At 74.6% G+C, this 17,455-nt stretch carries 12 protein-coding genes; 3 read left to right on the forward strand and 9 right to left on the reverse strand.

The genetic code is table 11. The features are described 5' to 3' along the window. Window positions 1-84: 84 nt before the first annotated feature. The 3 genes from P2424_RS21620 to P2424_RS21630 are packed head-to-tail and all read left to right on the forward strand — an operon-like array spanning window position 85 to window position 3,844. On the forward strand, window positions 85-879 hold the full coding sequence (locus P2424_RS21620; RefSeq protein WP_276477407.1) for a response regulator transcription factor: 795 nt from the start codon (window positions 85-87) through the stop codon (window positions 877-879). Between the two features lie 44 nt (window positions 880-923). Further along, window positions 924-2,465, forward strand: a complete 1,542-nt coding sequence (locus P2424_RS21625; RefSeq protein ID WP_276479068.1) for a HAMP domain-containing sensor histidine kinase — start codon at window positions 924-926, stop codon at window positions 2,463-2,465. A 26-nt stretch (window positions 2,466-2,491) separates the two neighbouring features. After that, on the forward strand, window positions 2,492-3,844 hold the full coding sequence (locus P2424_RS21630) for a dolichyl-phosphate beta-glucosyltransferase (RefSeq protein ID WP_276477408.1): 1,353 nt from the start codon (window positions 2,492-2,494) through the stop codon (window positions 3,842-3,844). A gap of 56 nt (window positions 3,845-3,900) precedes the next feature. Here P2424_RS21630 and P2424_RS21635 read toward each other — a convergent pair whose 3' ends face one another. From P2424_RS21635 to P2424_RS21675, 9 genes are all read right to left on the reverse strand, one after another. After that, on the reverse strand, window positions 3,901-4,392 hold the full coding sequence (locus P2424_RS21635; protein ID WP_276477409.1) for a phospholipase: 492 nt from the start codon (window positions 4,390-4,392) through the stop codon (window positions 3,901-3,903). Window positions 4,393-4,599: 207 nt separating this feature from the next. After that, entirely contained in the window at window positions 4,600-6,150 is a 1,551-nt protein-coding gene (locus P2424_RS21640) for a hypothetical protein (RefSeq protein WP_276477410.1), read from the reverse strand. Window positions 6,151-6,156: 6 nt separating this feature from the next. Then, window positions 6,157-8,748: a GTPase-associated protein 1-related protein gene (locus P2424_RS21645; RefSeq protein WP_276477411.1), complete on the reverse strand. Its 2,592-nt coding sequence runs from the start codon at window positions 8,746-8,748 to the stop codon at window positions 6,157-6,159. Beyond that, window positions 8,745-9,935: a hypothetical protein gene (locus tag P2424_RS21650; protein ID WP_276477412.1), complete on the reverse strand. Its 1,191-nt coding sequence runs from the start codon at window positions 9,933-9,935 to the stop codon at window positions 8,745-8,747. The genes P2424_RS21645 and P2424_RS21650 overlap by 4 nt, the downstream gene beginning before the upstream one ends. Then, window positions 9,935-11,974, reverse strand: a complete 2,040-nt coding sequence (locus P2424_RS21655; RefSeq protein ID WP_276477413.1) for an Hsp70 family protein — start codon at window positions 11,972-11,974, stop codon at window positions 9,935-9,937. Before P2424_RS21655 ends, P2424_RS21650 begins: the two co-directional genes overlap by 1 nt. Then, window positions 11,971-14,214, reverse strand: a complete 2,244-nt coding sequence (locus P2424_RS21660) for an AAA family ATPase (RefSeq protein WP_276479069.1) — start codon at window positions 14,212-14,214, stop codon at window positions 11,971-11,973. The genes P2424_RS21655 and P2424_RS21660 overlap by 4 nt, the downstream gene beginning before the upstream one ends. Window positions 14,215-14,216: 2 nt before the next feature. Next, window positions 14,217-15,707, reverse strand: a complete 1,491-nt coding sequence (locus P2424_RS21665; protein WP_276477414.1) for a hypothetical protein — start codon at window positions 15,705-15,707, stop codon at window positions 14,217-14,219. Continuing rightward, the gene (locus P2424_RS21670) at window positions 15,704-16,354 is read right to left on the reverse strand and encodes a 4Fe-4S single cluster domain-containing protein (RefSeq protein WP_276477415.1); all 651 of its coding nucleotides are present in this window, start codon (window positions 16,352-16,354) and stop codon (window positions 15,704-15,706) included. The genes P2424_RS21665 and P2424_RS21670 overlap by 4 nt, the downstream gene beginning before the upstream one ends. After that, a complete protein-coding gene (locus P2424_RS21675) occupies window positions 16,342-17,454 on the reverse strand; it encodes a hypothetical protein (RefSeq protein ID WP_276477416.1) in 1,113 nt (370 codons plus the stop codon). Before P2424_RS21675 ends, P2424_RS21670 begins: the two co-directional genes overlap by 13 nt. Window position 17,455: the final 1 nt, after the last annotated feature.

Below are 17,455 nucleotides of genomic sequence, written 5' to 3' on the forward strand. Positions count from 1 at the left end.
GGGCGGCCGGCATCGGGCCCGCTTCTCAGCCGGCCCCCAGGGTTTTCACAGGTTTCTCTCAGGTTGGGCGTGCAGGGTGCTCGCATGGACGAGAAGGCGGTGTCGGCCGCGCGTGAGGGTGGTGCACGAGCTGGTGCCGGGCGGGCCGGGGCGCCGGGGCAGGAGCCGTTGCGGCGGCCCGACGGCAGTGCGGTGCGGATCCTCGTGGTGGACGACGAGCCCTCGCTCACCGAACTGCTGTCGATGGCGCTGCGGTACGAGGGCTGGGAGGTGCGTGCGGCGGGCGGCGGTGAGGCCGCGGTGCGCACGGCGCGGGACTGGCGTCCGGATGCGGTGGTGCTGGATGTGATGCTGCCGGACGTGGACGGGCTCACCGTGCTCGGCCGGCTGCATTCGGTGACGCCGGGGATTCCGGTGCTGTTCCTGACGGCACGGGACGCGGTGGAGGACCGGATCGCGGGGCTGACGGCTGGCGGCGACGACTATGTGACCAAGCCGTTCAGCCTGGAGGAGGTCATCGCCCGGCTGCGCGGGCTGCTGCGGCGGGCCGGGGCCACTGCCGCCGGGCAGCCGTCGTCCGTGCTGGCCGTGGGCGATCTGACGCTGGACGAGGACACCCACGAGGTGGCCCGGGGCGGAGCGGAGATCCGGCTGACGGCGACCGAGTTCGAGCTGCTGCGGTATCTGATGCGCAATCCGCGGCGGGTGCTGAGCAAGGCGCAGATCCTGGACCGGGTGTGGTCCTACGACTTCGGCGGCCAGGGCAACGTGGTGGAGCTGTACATCTCGTATCTGCGGCGGAAGATCGACGCGGGGCGAGCTCCGATGATCCACACCCGGCGCGGTGCGGGCTATCTGCTCAAGCCCGCCGCGGAGTGAGGGAAGCGGCGGTGTTCCGGCTGTTCGCCGGGGTGCGAGCGCGGCTGCGGGTGCGCCGTTCGCTGCGTGCCCGGCTGGTGCTCTCGGTCGTGGCGATGATCGCGGTGGTGGCGGCGGTGATCGGCGCGGTGACGACCATCGCACTGCACACCTACCTGTACCAGCAGCTCGACAGCCAGCTCAAGGACGTCACCTTCCGCGCCGCGGGCCCGGGGCCGCCCGGTCATCAGCGGCCCGAGGGGCTGGAGAAGCTGCGGTTCCTGAAGGTGGGCGGGCAGCCAGTGGGTACCGTCGGCGCCTTCGTCAAGGACAGCGGCGACGACGCCTCCGACGACGGTTCCGGCAGTACGTTCAGCTCCGCGGCCCGCAGCGTGCAGCAGCAGCCGGCCGGCGGGATGCCCGGCGTCGGCATCAGGGAGCTGACCGGCGCGCAGTCCGCGGCGCTGGCCTCGGTGCCCCGCGACAGCAGTCCGCACACCGCGGAGCTGCCGCAGGTGGGCAGCTATCGGGTGACGTCGGTGCACGTGGCGGGCGGCACCCTGGTGGTCGGTCTGCCGACCGCGGCGGTGGACGACACGATCAGCACGCTCGTGCTGGTCGAGGTGTGCGTCGCCGGGGCCGGACTGCTGGGTGCGGGGATCGCGGGCGCGGCGTCGGTGCGGGTGGCGCTGCGGCCGCTGCGGCGGATGGCGCACACCGCCACCCGGGTCTCGGAACTCCCCCTGCACAGCGGGGAGGTGCGGCTGCGCGAGCGGGTGCCGGTGCGGGACACCGACCCGGAGACGGAGGTCGGCCAGGTCGGGGCGGCGCTGAACCGGATGCTCGGCCATGTCGGTTCGGCGCTGGCGGCGCGGCACGACAGCGAACTGCGGCTGCGCCGGTTCATCGCGGACGCCAGCCACGAGTTGCGTACCCCGCTGGCGTCCATCCGCGGCTATGCGGAGCTCTCGCGCCGGGAGCAAGCCGGCGCGGGCACGGACACCGGGTACGCGCTGGAGCGGATCGAGTCCGAGGCGGTGCGGATGACCGGGCTGGTGGAGGATCTGCTGCTGCTCGCGCGGCTGGATTCGGGGCGGCCGCTGGAGCGGGCGCCGGTGGATGTCTCGGCGCTCGTCGTCGACGCGGTCAGCGATGCGCGGGTGGCCGGTCCTGAGCACGTGTGGCGGCTGGAGGTGCCCTCCTCCCCACTGCTGGTGACCGGCGACGAGCCACGGCTGCGGCAGGTGCTGGCCAATCTGCTGGCCAACGCGCGCAGTCACACCCCGCCGGGTACGACGGTGCGCGCACAGCTGGCGCTGGACGGGGGCCGGGTGGAGGTGCGGGTCGTGGACGACGGGCCCGGTATCCCGGCGGATGTGCGGGAGCGCGTCTTCGAGCGGTTCGCGCGGGGCGACGCCTCGCGCTCCCGGCACCGCGGCAGCACCGGGCTGGGGCTGGCCATCGTGACGGCGGTGGTGGCCGCGCACGGCGGGGGTGTGCAAGTCGCCAGCCGGCCCGGCCGGACCGCCTTCACCGTGCGGCTGCCCGCGGATTCCGCCGGATCCGGCACCTCACAGGTGGCGCACAGCCTGGCCACACCGGGCTGACAGGCCCGTTCGCCACGGTCGGCGGCATGAGTGCGAAGACCGATCCTGTGGGGCGCGAGACCGCGCCGTCGCGCGAGGGCCTGCCGTCGTGCGAGACCCTGCCCTCCCGCCGCCATCTGCCGTCCCGGACCCCCACGACCGTGCTGGACGTGGTGGTGCCCGTCTACAACGAGGAGGCGGCCCTCGGTCCCTGCGTCCGGCGGCTGCACGCCTTTCTGACCCGGCACTTCCCCTACGGCTTCCGGATCACCGTCGCGGACAATGCCAGCCGGGACCGCACCCAGGAGGTGGCCCGCGAACTCGTCCGGGAGTTCGACTCCGTCTCGTTGACGCGGCTGGAGGAGAAGGGCCGGGGGCGCGCCCTGCGGACCGTGTGGGCCGCCTCGGACGCACCCGTACGGGCCTACATGGACGTGGATCTGTCCACCGATCTCAACGCGCTGCTGCCGCTGGTCGCACCGCTGATCTCGGGCCACTCGGATGTCGCGACCGGCACCCGGCTGGCTTCCGGTTCGCGTGTCGTCCGCGGTCCGAAGCGCGAGGTCCTCTCGCGCGGCTACAACCTGCTGCTGCGCGGCTCGCTGGCCGCCCGCTTCTCCGACGCGCAGTGCGGATTCAAAGCCGTACGCGGCGAGGTGGCCGACCGGCTGCTGCCGCTCGTGCAGGACAACGGCTGGTTCTTCGACACCGAACTGCTGGTGCTGGCCGAGCGGGCCGGGCTGCGCGTGCACGAGGTACCGGTGGACTGGGTGGACGACCCCGACTCACGGGTGGACATCCTGCGCACCGTCACGGACGACCTCAAGGGCGTCTGGCGGGTCGGCAGGGCGCTGGCCGGGGGCGCGCTGCCGCTGGACCGGCTGCGCCGCCCGTTCGGCGACGACCCGCGCGACCGGGGGCTGGCGGACGTGCCCGGCGGGCTGCCGCGGCAGCTCATCGGCTTCTGCCTGGTGGGGGCGCTGAGCACGCTGCTGTATCTGGGGCTCTACTCGCTGCTGCGGCAGGGCCTGGGTGCGCAGTCGGCCAACGCGGCGGCGCTGCTGCTGTCGGCGTTGGGGAACACCGCCGCGAACCGGCGGCTGACCTTCGGGGTGCGCGGACGGGAGCGAGCCGTCCGGCACCAGGCCCAGGGCCTGCTCGTCTTCGCCGTCGGTCTGGCGCTGACCAGCGGTTCGCTGGCCGCGCTGCACAGCGCGGCCGCGGGTGCGCCGCGCAGCGCCGAGCTCGCGGTGCTGGTGTGCGCCAACCTGGCCGCCACGGTGCTGCGCTTCCTCCTCTTCCGCGCCTGGGTGTTCGGCCGCCGCACCGGGCGGCGGGAGCCGCAGGAACGGGAGAACCCGCGGGAGCCTTCGGCTGCCGGGCGCTCCTCCCGTGGCTGAAGGACCGCGGAAGGAGCGCCCCGGTGCCCGCCCGGCGGGCGGGTGCGGCGGTCCGGTCAGGCGGCCTTGTCGGCGGCTGCCTCGTCGGCGCCCTTGAGGCCGAAGATGTCGACGGCGTGGTAATACGTCCACGCTGTGGAGTTGCAAGCCGTCTTGGTCGCGCCGGAGTAGCGGTTGCAGACCCGCTTGAGGTCCTCGTAGAAGGCCGAGTCGATACGGGACTTGTTCGCGGAGAAGGTGCCCATGGCCTTGTAGTTGCGGTAGCCGAAATCGTGGCGGGCGCAGGCGGTCTGGAAGGGGAAGCCGAAGGGGTTGTCGGGCGAGGAGCTGCAGTAGTCCGTCGACCAGTCGAAGCCGTAGGCTGACCAGTCGCCCTGGTGCTGCCGGGCCTGGTACCAGGCGTTGTAGCTGGAGGCGCTGGTCTGCGTCCAGGAGCTGAGCACCTGCGCCTTGTCGGCGGGAGCGGCCGAGGCCGAACCGGCGGGGACGAGCACGGCGGGGAGCGAGAGGGCTGCGGCAGCGAGCGGCACGGCGAATCTGCGGCGCATGAAAGACCTCCGAAGTGACGGGCCCGGAACGACCGGACCATGGGGGGGTTCACTGGGGCACGGCAAGTGTGGCAGCACCGGCCGACCCTGAACAGATCTTTCAACTCACCATCGAGTGAACGTTGTTGGACCGCCGAGCGGGCCGCAACCGAAGGCTCCGCACCGAGCGGGCCATCCCACCCGCCGGTCCTGCCGAGCCCTCGGGGGTCAGGACTCCAGACACCAGTCGACGAGCTCGGCGATGCTGGTGTCCACCCGGGCCTCCTCGTCCGCCACGGCCGCCGTGCAGAAGAACCGGACCTCGCGGAAGTCCAGTTCCATCGCGCGGACGAGGCTGTGCAGGCCGAGCGCCTCCTGGAGCCAGGCGCGGGCCTCGTCGCTGCCGGCGGCGCTCCCCGGCCCGAGGCCGGCCTCGGCCAGCACGTCCGCTTTGCTGATGGCCACGGCGAGGCGCGCGTGCCGCACGGGTGCGCGCATCGCGGCCACCGCCTGCACCGACCGGGCGAAGACCTCCTCGGGATGGACGGTGGAGGCGAGGCTGCGGTCCGGGCCGGGCCCGGGCGCGTGCTCCAGCCGGTCCCAGAACGCCTCCACCGCCATCGGGTCCAGGACGAAGAGAAAGGTGCGCGCGGCCCGGGCATACCGCAGGGCGTCGGTTTCGTCGCGGTCGACGAACCGCTCCCCGGCCGTGTCGAAGAGGTGGACGAGCCGCTCGGTGCGGCCGGTGCCGAGCACGAAGGAGTGCGCGCTGGGCAGGTCCTTCTGGGTGCCGCGGGTGTTGCCGCGGATCCGCAGCACCTCGCGGAGGATCCGGTAGTCGGCGTCGGAGCGGGCGTCGGCGAAGCGGAGCGCGGGGCCGCCGCTGCCGGCCGCGTTCTCCAGCGTCAGCAGCATGGCGGCCATCAACTGGGTTTTGCCCGCTGCCCGGCCGCCGATCAGCGGGAGGACGGTTTCCGGCATGTGCCCGGCGTCGGCGTTCATCGCCCGCCCGCAGTGCGGATGGGTGCAGTACGCCTGGAGTCGGGCCTGCCTGCTCATGAGGATCAGCAGGGTGGGCATGCGGTGCCCGCACTCGCAGCGGCGGCGCAGGAGACCGTAGGTGCCCGGGCGGATGTCGGCGTGCCGGCGCCGGCAGGCCGGTGCCGGGCAGTCGTAGGCCGGGTGGCGGACGCGTTCGTAGCAGTGCGGGCAGATCATGCCGACCGACAGCCGCCGCGTCCACAGGGCCGCACGGTCGAGGGCGCGCAGCAGTCCGGCGGTGATCCGGGCTCCTGCCATCAGCAGCGCGAGGACGAGCGCGTGCAGCGCCAGCAGGGCGCCCAGGGGCGGTACGGCCAGCGCCGCGCCCAGGCCGAGGCCCGCGTACAGCGTCAGGCCGTACGGCACGGTGAGCGCTCTGCTCCGTGCCGGGGAGGTGAACTGCCGTGCCGTCACGTCGCGGAAGGCGTCGCCGACGGCTGCCGCGTACGAACGGCGCTCCAGGGTGAGGAGCTGCCGCAGGTCCCGGGATCCGGGCCCGAAGAAGTAGTTGCGGTACGCCTTCACCTCCTCGTCCTGCGGGCGGTACGGCGGCAGGGTGCGGAACTCGGGAGTGCGCCGGTACAGGACACCGATCAGCAACTCCAGGTGGCCGCGCAGCAGCTGCATCACGAACGCGAGTGCCCGCAGGGCCGCGAGGAGCGGGGCGAACAGCAGGAAGACGGCGAGCAGGGCGAGGTAGAGCACGGGGATGACGACATAGGCGACGATCTCGGCCACCGCGCGTCACCTCTCCCCGTCGTTCTTCCGTGGATTCCACCGCGGGCTCCGCCTCGGCCGGTCCGGTTCGCTTCCGGCGCCCTCGGGGCCGGTGCCGCGGGAGTCGTCGCGGGAACGTGCGCCGCCGGTGCCGCGCAGCAGTCCCGGAAGCCGGTGTGCGAGCCGCCGCGGGCCGCTCAGCCGGGACTCGGCGCACGCGTGGAACCAGTCGGCCAGCCGGGCGTCGTAGGGCCGCACCGCGCCCTCCAGCCGCTGCAGGTCCGCCGGCCGCCAGTGCCGGGCGGCATGGAGCCGGATCCGGTCGACGGCCTCCAGGTGGGCCTGTGCCAGCCCGGCCCGCGCCGGTGCCGCGGCGGCCGCGGCGACATGGCTGAGCCGGATGTCGTCGACCGGGTCGCTGCCGGCCGCCGCGCGCTGCACGGCGGCGAGATAGCGGTCGGCCTGGGCGTGTCCGGTGTGTCCGAGGTGCTCTCCCAGGGCGCCGATGTCGGCGGGCAGCCGCAGCATCGCGGGCACCAGGCGATAGCGTTTGAGCGCCTGCGGCCCGGCCCATCTGTCCGCCTCGGGCACGGAGAACGCACGGGCGAGCCCGGTGGCTTCCCGGGCTCCGCGCAGCGCCGCGGCCAGGTCGAGGGTGGTGCGTACCCGGGCCCGGACGTCTGCGGGCAGCCGTGCCCAGCGGCCCGGCGCTGCCAACAGCCCGCACAGCTCCAGGCAGCGGTCGAGCTCCGCGACGGTCTCGATACGCCGGTTGACCGCGCGGTCGAGCCACCGGCCGACCACCGGGTCCGCCAGCGCCTCGGGTGGCAGTCCGCGGGCGATCTCGCTCGCCTCCCGGTGGGTCCAGGTCCGGGCGGGATGCCGCCACAACGCCTCCAGCAGCGCGTCGTCGGGCAGCGGCCGGCCGCGGACCCGGAGGATCCGGAACATCAGCTCCACCGTGCGGGCCGGCTCCCGTTCGGCGCGCGCCCGCCAGTAGTGCTCCAGCAGCAGCGGGCTGTCCCGCAGGTCCCGTTCCTGAAGCAGTGCGGCGGGGAACTGCGAGAAGAGCTGCTCCTGCCCCGCGCGCCCGTCCAGCACCTCCCGCACGGCTGCCGCCAGCGCGTCCCTCATCCGGGGCTCGGTGGCGACGAGCAGCTCGACCTCCCGCCGGAGTGCGGCCCCTGGCGCCGAGGTGCCCAGCAGGGCGCGGGCCGCGGTGAGCGTCTCGCGCTCGACCACTTCCGCCGGGGGCGCGAGTTGCGCGCCGTGCGCCCAGAGCAGCAGCCGCACCCGGCGGCGGGTGGTGGCCGCCTCGTCCCGCAGCAGACGCTCCCAGAGTGCGGTGGCCCGCGCGCGCAGGTCCGGGTCGTTGAGGGGTGCGGGCTCCTTCGCGTCCGCGGCGCCGGCCATATGGGCCCGCATCCGCGACTCCAGCAGCCTCCCCTCGATCTCCTGGTGCAGCACCGTGTCGCCGGCGGCTCGCGCGACGCCGCTGAGCAGGCGCAGCCGGCCGTCGTCCAGGTTCCGGTGCCTGCGGTGGAGGTCCGCGGCGATCTGGGCGCCGAGCGGGCCCAGATGCTCGGCCGCGGGCAGCCAGTCGAGCAGCGCGTCGACGTCGGCGGCGGCGAGGTCGACCCCGCCCGAGGACGCGGCCGCGGCGACGGGGGCGTGCCAGTCGCCGGGGCTCTCCTCGGCGCCGTGCGCGAAGTCCTTGGTCCAGGCCCAGACCGGCCGGACGGCTCCGACGCCGATTCTGGTGAGCAGCGCGACCAGGGCGCGCACATCCGGTGCGGCCCGCACGTCGTCGGGGAACCGGCCGCGGCAGAAGTCGAAGACGGTGTAGGCGTCCTCCTCGTCCGGCCCGAAGTCGAGCTGCGCCTCGGGCACCGTGCCGATCAGGTGCAGACTGCTGCGGGCCGGGCGGAAGACATAGGTGGCGAAGGAGAGGCGTCGGGCGAGCGGCGGCGGCAGCAGGTAGCAGACGGCGGCGAACCAGTGCGCGATCCGCTCGGTGGTGCGGTCGACCACCACTACCGAGCCGTGCTCGGTGAGCGCGGCGAACGCGGCGGCCAGCAGGTGCGGCAACTGCTCGGCGTGCGGATGCGCGTCCAGGAAGCCGCGTACCGTGCGGGGGCCGAGCGGACCGCGTGGCGGCGCCGTGAGGACCGGGATCCGGGTCGTCGGGGAGGTGCCGGCCGCCCATACCGGCGAGCCCCACAGTTCGATGCCGAGCAGCCCGCGGCCCGCGGCGGGGAAGTCCTCGCTGTGCAGGGCGTGGGCGAAGTAGTTGCCGAACCGGCGGGCCGAGTCCCGGCCCGCGTAGCGCACGCACAGCGCCGTACCGCTGCGTCCCCGCGGATCGTGCGGCCGGTAGCAGAAGTTGACCGGGCACCGGTCGAGCAGTTCCGGGGTGTCCGACTCCACCATGGAGCGGGGCGGCTCGTACCCGGCGAGGGCCTCCACGGCCTGCCGGGTGTCGACCGTGACGCCTTCGCTGACGGCGTTGAACTGGAAACCGGAGAATCCGGTGAGCCCGTGCTCGCAGGAGGTGTAGTAGAGCTGCTGGAAGTGCGGCCCCGTTGCCGGCTGTTGCTGCTGTGCGGCGTCGCCGGTCATCCACGGCCCGCCTTCGGCACCGAACCGAACTCGCTCAGCAGCCACAGCAGCGGGTCGGCGACCCGGTAGGGCTGGATGCCGGTGGCCGCGACACGGGCGTCGGGGGTGGGGTTGCGGCCGAGGGCCGAGACCCCGAAGTAGCGGTAGCGGGTGTAGTGGTTCTCCAGGAGGTTGTCGACCGGCACCCCGTCCCAGTCCTTGAGGAGCCTGCGCACCTCCTCGTGGACGCTGAGGCTGTCGCCCACCTCGAACCGGCCGCGCGGCGGGGCGTGGTCGTGCAGCGGGCTGCTGTTCTCCAGCAGGTGCCAGAAGGCGTCCAGCTTCGAGAACACCACGGCGATCGGGGTGTCGATCTTCTGCGCGGAGCGGCCGCTGCGGGGCGCCAGCAGCAGGCCGGTCACCCGGGAGAGGACGTTCATGGGCGTGTCGAGCCCCTCGGTGCCCGGCAGCGGCGTCCCCGGCACGGCCCCGTCCCGGGCGCCCGGCATCTGGAGCGGGTCGAGCAGCAGGATGATGCCGTCGGCTCCGGTCAGATAGCGGGTGTTCAGCTCGACGCTCTCCCGCGAGCTGAAGTCCTCACCCGCGGTGTCGAAGAACGAGAGCACGGTGTGCTGCGGACGGTGGCCGAACAGGGTCCGCCGCCGCAGGCCGAACCGGAACACCAGCGGGTCCACCCGGTTGAGGTTGGTGGAGGCGGTCTGGGTGCCGGGGAACAACTGGCCGTCGCGGAAGAGGCGGTCCTCGTAGTCGGTGCTGAAGCGGCGCATGGTGGGGTCGTCCAGACCCATCAGGGAGGCGCCGAACGCCTCGCCCACCCGGTGCCGGATCTCGTGCAGCAACACCGTCATGTACACGGTCTTGCCGGACGCTTTCGCGCCGACCATCGCTATCAGCCGGTTGTCCACCATGCCGAACTGCACGGGGAGTTCGGAGTGGCACACCGGACAGATCCGATAGGTCGTCTCGCCCTCGCAGTCCGGGCAGAGGGCGGTCGGGCGGCGTCCGTCCGCGGCGAAGTCGGGGCCGAGGTCGTGGCTGCGGCGCCGGCCCATCCGCTCGTCCAGCACCTGGTCCCGGCGCCGCTCGCACTTCTTCCCGGCCGGGCTCAGCCGGGTGTTGCAGCGGAAGCGGATCCCGCGCGCGGCGAAGCTCTCGTAGCAGTAGGGGCAGGTGTGCCGTCTGGCCATCAGGTCACTCGCAGTCTGTGCAGCGCCGTCGGACGGATGTCGAGGTCGCAGTCGGTGCCCGCGTCGGCGTCCGCCGGAAAGCAGACCAGCCAGGAGGGGCCCCTGGTGGCGGGCAGCGGGAACTCCACGGCCAGCGGGCTGCCCGCGGGCAGCCGCTGCCCGGGCACCTCGTGCAGGACGGTGCCCTCGGACGCGCTGGTGGGGCGGAACCGGCCCCTGCTGTGGACGATGCGGAGGCGGGGCAGATAGCAGCCGGCCTCGGAGGTGAAGGTGACCGTCGCGACCCGGCCCGTGAGCCGGCGCCGCACGGTGGGCTCGTACTCCACCAGGGACGGCTGCGCGGGCACGGTGAGCGAAGCGGCCTCCTCGCACACCGCGCCGGGATCCGCGACCAGGGCCTCCACGGTGAGGGTGACCGCGCCCCGGCCGACGGCCAGATCGAGGCCGCCGTCGTGCTCGTACACCCGGCGCCGGCAGACCAGGTCCCCGTCCCGCGGCCCGGAACCCGCGGCGCCGCCCTCCCGCCGCCAGCGGACCCGGGCACTGAGCGCGCCGTCGGGCCACGCCCACAGGACGAGGAGGTGGTCGCCGCGCCGGAGCGCCTGGAGCTGTTCGACGGGAACGGCGGCGAGGGCGTGCGGATCCGCGGTGGCGCCGCCGGGGGATGCGGGGTGCGGCGGGTCGGGCGGACCGTGCACGGCGCCCCCTGGTGCGGGGTGCGGCGGGTCCGCGGTGCCGGGCAGGTCGGGTTCCCGGTCTGCCGTGGACGGCAGCGGCCGCCCGGTGTCGCCGTCGTCCGGTGCCGGGGTGTTGCCGGAAGCGTGCGGTGTCGCCCGCGGTGGCGCCGCGGCGGCCGGGGCATACCCGTCGGGTCCGGAGGCCGGTGCGCTGCCCGCGGCGGGCGCGGAGGCCGTGGTGGGCGGGGCATCGGGGCCTCGTGCGGTGTCTCGGTCCGACCCGGCGTTCGGCCCGGCGTTCGGCCCGGATCCTGTGGGGTGCGCCTCGTGCGGTGGGCGCCGGTCTCCGGGGTCGTGTGCCGGGTGCGGCGTGGGCGAGGAAGCGAGTTCCGGCCCGGACAGGGGATCCGGATCGGGGCTCGGGCCCGGCTCGGAGGACGGGGTCGGCTCGGGGTCGAGGTCCGGGAGGAAATACCCGTCGTGCGTGACGGCCGACCGGGCCGCGGGGCCTGAGGTGAACCGCAGGACGCCGAAGTCCCGCAGCGCCAGCAGCCCCCGCACCACGGCCTGTTCCGGTCGGTCGCAGCGCACGGTGAGGCCCTGCGCGGCCGGCAACTCCCGGATCTCCGCCGGCCGGCCCGCCATGGCGTACAGGCCGCCGGCCAGCAGAACGGTGTCCGGCGCCGGGTCCGCGGCGAGCAGTTCCTCGCGCACCGCTTCCAGGGTCCGCTCCCGCAACGGCGCCCCGGCCTCCTCCACCTCGGCCCGTTCCAGGAACACCGGATGCGGCTCCCCGGCGGCGTCGGGCACCCCCCGGGTGACGCTCTCCGCATCGCCCAGTGCCCGCCGCAGGAGCGCCGCCGAACGGCGCGGATCGGCGCCGTCCGGGAGGCGTCCGGCCAGCCGGGTGGCCAGCGCCGCGTCCCAGTCGTCGCCGCCCAGGCGGTGGCTGCGGGTCCGCAGGACGCGCAGGGTGAGATCGGGGGTGACGGCCAGGACGCTCAGATCCAGCGTGGTGGCTCCCTGGTCGCAGACCAGGAGCGTGCGGTCCACGCCCTCACCGGCCGCCCCGTAGTGCAGGGCCACGGCAACCGGGTCCGGGACGACCCGCTCCACGCGGAGCCCGACGCCGTCCGCGGCACGCCGCAGCTCCTCCTCCCGGCCGTCCGACACGGACAGCCCGATGACTGCGCCGTCCGCGCCGGTGCCTCGCGGGGCGGAGTCCAGCAGCGCGGGCAGTGCCCGGCCCGGTTCCAGGACGCCGTCCACGGCCTCGAACTCGCTCGCCGTCACGTCCGGATGTCCGCCGGTGCCGAGCTGTGCCACCCTGCCGAACCGGTGGCCGAGATCGATGGCGATCATGCGGGCCCGCCCCCTTCCGCCGTGCTCGCGAGGCCGCCCTGCCCGGCCGCGTCCGCCGCAACCGCCCGGCCCGCCGGGCCCGGCATACCCGACGTGCCCCACGTCTCGGCCGTCCCGGTCGAGTTCCCGGCGCTCTCGGTGTCCGTCGTGTCCGTGGTGACCCGCACCTCTCCCTCCGGGCCGATCTCCGTCCGGATCCGGCTGCCCGGTGCCGGACGGTGCTCCAGCAGGTGGCGGACGACCTGTGCCCGCACCTGCTCCAGTTCGTTGCGGATCTGCCGCCCGCCGTACGCCTGGTGCTCGGGCTCCGACATCCGTGTGGTGATCCACGGGTGCAGCGTCTGCGTGTCGTGGACCAGTTCCACCCGGTGGCGCTCGCGCACCGACTCGGTGAGCTGCCCCAGCAGCCGGTCGGCGATGCTGACGATGTGCTCGCGGCGCAGCATGTCGAAGACGACGACGCCCGGCTTGAGCCGTCCGTAGATCTCCGGTCTGCCGTTCTCCCGGAACCGGTCCTCCACCGCCCGGGTGAAGTGCGCTTCGAGCGCGGAGTAGGGGAGTTCGTCCTCGCTGCCTTCCAGCAGGGTCCGCAGCTCCTCGGCACCCGTGTTGGAGGTGAAGATGATCAGGCATTCGGAGAAGTAGGCGGTCTGTCCGCGCCCGTCCGTGAGCCGGCCGTCCTCCAGGATCTGCAGGAACTTGTCCAGCACCTTGGGATGGGCCTTCTCGACCTCGTCGAAGAGCAGCACGCTGAAAGGCCGTTCCTGCACCCGCCGGGTCAGCTCGCCGCCCTGCTCGTAGCCGATGTAGCCGGGCGGCGCGCCCGCCAGGCGCTCAGCGGCGTGCTCCTGCTGGTACTCGCTCATGTCGAAGCGGGCGTATGCGCTCCGGTCGCCGAACATCAGCTCGGCCACGGCCTTGGCGAGTTCGGTCTTGCCCACCCCGGTGGGCCCGACGAAGAAGAACGCGCCCCGCGGCCGGGCAGCCCCCGAGTGGCCGAAGTCGACGCCGACGAAGGCCGACTGGAGGGCCGCGGCGACGGCGTTCACGGCCGCGGGCTGACCGACCACGCGGGAGGCGAGCGCGTCGGCCGCACGGGCGACGGTCTCCCGGTCCAACTGGGCCCACGGGTCGACGTTGACGTTGAGCCGGTGCAGTTCCAGAAGCTTGTCCGGCTTCTGCAGCGGCGCGCCGCGCAGCCTCGACGTTCTGGCCAGGGACTCGATCTCCCAGCCCGCCATCCCGTCGGTGGCTCCGACCAGCGCCTCGAGATCGGACCGGGCGGCGTGGCGGCCGCCGTCGAAGTACCGCAGCAGCCAGGTCAGCCACAGCCGCCGCTCGCTGGGATCGGGCGGCCCGATGTGCAGCGCGGCGATCCGCGGATCCTCCAGATGGAACCAGCCCGGCAGCCTGCCGACATCACCCACCGCGCAGAGCACGGCGTTGCGGGCGTGCGGCTGCGGGCCCTCGGCGGAGTGCGGGGTGACGGCGCCGGCCATCGCGGCGCGCAGCCGGAGATAGCCCAGCTGCGACTCGGGCCGGTCGGCCGGCAGATGGTGGTCGACGTCCTCGAAGACGAAGGCCGTGGCCGCCTCGGGCGAGGCCGCCAGGCGCTGCACGGTGGCCACGACGTCGTCGAAGGAGCGGGGCCGCCCGGGGGTGCGGGCGGCGAACAGCCGCTCGCGGCTGCGCTGCCGCTCCCCGTCGCGCCGGGGACGCCCCGTCGGCTCCGCCGCCGGCGGCTCCCCCGCGTCCCGCCGTGGTGCGCTGCCGTCGTCCGCCGTTGCTCCTGCCTCCGGCGCTCCCCCGCCGCTGTCCGCGCCGCCCGGGTCGCCGCTGCCCGCTCCGTCGCGGACCGCTCCGTCGCCGCGTCCGGTCGCGGGCGGCGCGGCGGCCAGCCGGTCGAAGCGCTCCGCATGCTCCGGCAGCGGGAAGGTGAGTCCGCCGACGGGATCCCACCAGCCGACCACCTCGGCACCGCGCGCCGCCAGCGTGCCGGCGACCACCTCCCGGAAGGAGGCCGGGCTGTCGTCGAACCACCAGCGGTCCCGGATCTGCCCGTTGAGGATGACCTGCCGCCCGCGGCGGAGTTCCCAGCCGAGCGAGACCGCCCACAGCGGCATCATCCCGTCCGCCACGACCGGTTGCCCGTCGTCCGGCGGCGCGGCTCCCGCGCGGCGGTCACCGGACGCCGACCGCTGCGGGTCGGCACCGGCTCCCGGTCCGGCGCCCTTCGCCATGTTCACCCGCGCCGCCCCCGCCCCGCACCAGGCAGCGGCCCGGCCTGCCCTCCGGGGGGTTTGCCCTGCCAGGTGAGTTCGCCCGGCAGGAAGCCGTCCCGCTCACCCATCGCCTCATGCACCCGCTCCAGCAGGTCCTCGGTACGGTCGCAGACCGCACCCTCCGCCGCCGGGTGCAGCGTCACGTCGGGCTCGCCCTCGACGTGGTACACGAGCACGGGGGTGCCGTCGGATTCCGTGGCGACCGTCGTCTCGTACCGCGCCCCGCTGGGACGCTCGAAACGCAGCACGAAGGCCGCGCCCTGCTCGCTGCCCTCGGTGAAGGTGAACCCCTCCCCGCACATGGCGTCCTGGAGCGCCTCGGCGAGGTCGCTGCGCCGGGTGAAGGCCAACTGGAGTTCGTCCAGCCGGGCCTCGGCCTCGGGCAGCAGCCGCTCCAGGGCACCGACCGCTTCGAGCGCGTCCTCGGCCGCCTGCGCGCCGAGGGCGCCGGTGACGGTGTGCAGCGCCCGTTCGACGCGGGCGGCGAGGTCCGGATCCGCCAGTTCGCGGGCCTCCGCCGCCACGGCTGCGACGGAGCTGCGCACGACGCCCAGCCGGTCGGCCGCCTCGACAAGCGCCGCCGCACGCCGCTCGTGTACGGCCGTTTCCTCGGCCTCCTCGGCCTCCTCGGCCTCCTCGGCCTCCGCGGCTTCCGCGGCTTCCGCGGCGGCTTGCTCAGCCACCGCCCGCGCCGCGGCGTGCTCCTCGCTCCGGCGCCGCTCCTCCGCCACCCGCAGCCGCTCCTGGTCGGCGTGGCGCTGCGCGGTGCCGGCATGGCGGGTGAGCGCGTGCTCCACCGTGCCGAGCAGCGCGGCGAAGCGGGTCTCCGCGCCCGATCCGGCGGCAGCCCGCAGTTGGTCGAGCAGTTCGGTGCTCTCCCGCCGGCCCTCCGGGTCGTGCCGCGCGCCGTCCGGCCCGACCGCGGCCAGTTGCTGTTCGAGCCGCGCCAGTACGGTGTCGTAGCCGGCGTCCGGTTGCGCGGCGCTGCCTCGGCTGCTCAGCAGAACGAGGCGGCCGCGCAGTTCCTCGACCGCCCCGCCGAGCGGCTCCCCGCCGCCGACCTCCCCGCGCAACTGGACCAACCGCTCCTCGATCGCGGCGAGTTCGGCGGCCGGTGCGGCGGTCCGCACCCGGACGAGCAGGTCGTTCACCTCGTCGAGGCGGCGGGAGTCGGCAGCGGCCTGCTCCTCGCGTACCCGGGAGGCGTGCGCCTCCTGCTCCGCGGCCCGCCGATCGGCCGCCTCCCGCTGCCTGCGCTCGACGTCGGCCTGCGCCCGTTCCCGGCGCGCCGCCCGCTCGCGGGCCCGCCGGGCGGCGAGTTCGGCGCGCTCCCGGGCGCGCTGTTCCTGCCGGCTGCGGCGTTCGGCCTCACGCTGGGCACGGCGCTGCGCCTCACGCCGGGCGTAGGCGGAAGCGACCGAGACCGTGCTGTACTTCGGTGATCCACTCATGTGTCCCTCCGGGCCTTGGTGTGCAGCACGAAGCCGCGTTCCGCGAGGTGCGCCTCGAGCCCCGCGCGGAACCCGCGAGTCGGCGGCACCCCGGCCCAGGAGAGCGCCCCCCCGGGCTCCACGGACACCTCGATCCCGGCGCTGGTGTCGGGTTGGGAACGCAGTTCGGGATAGCGGTCGGTGAGCGCGACGAGACGCTGGTTCGACGAGCCCCGCCAGCGCAGGCTGCCGTGCAGGGCCGCCACATAGGGTCCGTCGACGAGGAGGTCGAGGCGCCGCAGCAGCGCTCGCCGGTCGGCCCCGCCCCGGCGCAGGACCTCGTAGGTGAGGCCCGAGTAGGCCATCGCGCTGAAGTCGGGGCGCCGCGCGCGGACCGCGTCGAGCAGTGCCGCCAGCCCGGCGGCCTGGCTGAAGGGCTCTCCCCCGGAGAGGGTGACGCCCTCCACCGAGGGCAACCCGCACAGCCAGTCGGCGAGTTCGGGCACGGTCCGGTCGGTGCCGCCCTCGAAGGGCAGCGTCTCGGCCGCTACGCAGCCCCGGCAGCGCAGCGGGCAGCCCTGCACCCAGAGCACGGCACGGGCCCCCGGGCCGAGGACGGTGCAGCGGTCCAGCGTCCGGGCCACCGAGATCCGGGTCACCTCTGCCATACCTCGCCCCTTCCGCCGTCCGCCCCGTTCCGCTGCTGTCCGGTGCCGGCTGTGCCGTCGACGCGCGGGCCGGCTCGCCCGGCCCGGCCCCCGGGGCGGCCCGCGCCCCGGTCGGCCAGGTCGCACCAGGGGCACCACGGGCGCTCGACCGTGTGCACGTGCCCCGCGTCGACCCGGCACGTCCGCAGACGTCCGGGGGCCGTTTCGGCCGCCAGCGCCTCGGCCCACACGGCCGCGGTGGGGCGCACTCCGCCGAACGCCGCACGGAGCAGATCCCGGATCCGTCGCGGCAGCAGATCGGTGGGCGGCGCGGACGGTGGCAGCACGACCGACATCCGGTCCAGCAGCAGGCAGCGTCCCCGCAGGACGTTGTCGTCGTAGGAGCGGTAGTCGGCACCGTCCGCGGGGTGCCCGGCGAACGGATGCAGGCCCTCGGTGAGCAGTTGGTGGACGAGGACGGCGAGGACGAAGTTGTCCGAGGCGCTGTCCGGCGGGGTACCGGCGGGTACGCCGATCCGCTCCGGAGCCGTGTAGCCGGGGGTGCTCATCCGTCCGGGGAACACTTCGGCACCGTCCCGGAAGTGCCAGGAGTCCACGTCCGCCACACCGACTGCGCCCCGGTCGTCCACCCAGAGGTTGTCGGGCTTGAGATCACCCACCACATAGCCTTCGGCGTGCAGGTCGGCGAGGAGCCGGGCGAGCGAGCAGGCGGCGGCGAGCGCGGTCTCCCAGGTCGCGTCCGGCAGGAAGTGCCGACGGGCGGTGGGGAAGAGCAGCTGCGGCAACGGCCGGTAGGCGTGGCGCATGTCGGTCATCAGATAGCCGTCGGCGTCCGCGTTCCGGGTGCGCACCAGCACCATCGGCCAGGCGGCCCGCGGGGGTGTCGCGGCGAGCAGCCGGACCGTGCGCGGCTCGCGGCGCTGCCGGACCAGCCGGGCGAGGCGGCGCCGGTAGGCGGCCGGGTCCGGCGGGTCGGGGACGAGCTTGGCCACCAGGGGCCGGTCGTCCTCGACGCCGTAGACCACTCCTTCCGAGCCGCTGCCGATCCGCTCGGTGAGGCGCCATGCGTGTCCGGCGGAGGACTCCACCGTGAGAGCCACT

Source organism: Streptomyces sp. WMMB303 (genome assembly GCF_029351045.1).
Lineage (GTDB): Bacteria > Actinomycetota > Actinomycetes > Streptomycetales > Streptomycetaceae > Streptomyces.

Bases quoted from the DNA above. Each gene is read 5' to 3' on its own strand.
- P2424_RS21660 (WP_276479069.1), bottom strand. From the start codon at position 14,214: ATGGCGAAGGGCGCCGGACCGGGAGCCGGTGCCGACCCGCAGCGGTCG.
- P2424_RS21620 (WP_276477407.1), top strand. From the start codon at position 85: ATGGACGAGAAGGCGGTGTCGGCCGCGCGTGAGGGTGGTGCACGAGCT.
- P2424_RS21630 (WP_276477408.1), top strand. From the start codon at position 2,492: ATGAGTGCGAAGACCGATCCTGTGGGGCGCGAGACCGCGCCGTCGCGC.
- P2424_RS21635 (WP_276477409.1), bottom strand. From the start codon at position 4,392: ATGCGCCGCAGATTCGCCGTGCCGCTCGCTGCCGCAGCCCTCTCGCTC.
- P2424_RS21655 (WP_276477413.1), bottom strand. From the start codon at position 11,974: ATGATCGCCATCGATCTCGGCCACCGGTTCGGCAGGGTGGCACAGCTC.
- P2424_RS21665 (WP_276477414.1), bottom strand. From the start codon at position 15,707: ATGAGTGGATCACCGAAGTACAGCACGGTCTCGGTCGCTTCCGCCTAC.
- P2424_RS21645 (WP_276477411.1), bottom strand. From the start codon at position 8,748: ATGACCGGCGACGCCGCACAGCAGCAACAGCCGGCAACGGGGCCGCAC.
- P2424_RS21650 (WP_276477412.1), bottom strand. From the start codon at position 9,935: ATGGCCAGACGGCACACCTGCCCCTACTGCTACGAGAGCTTCGCCGCG.
- P2424_RS21670 (WP_276477415.1), bottom strand. From the start codon at position 16,354: ATGGCAGAGGTGACCCGGATCTCGGTGGCCCGGACGCTGGACCGCTGC.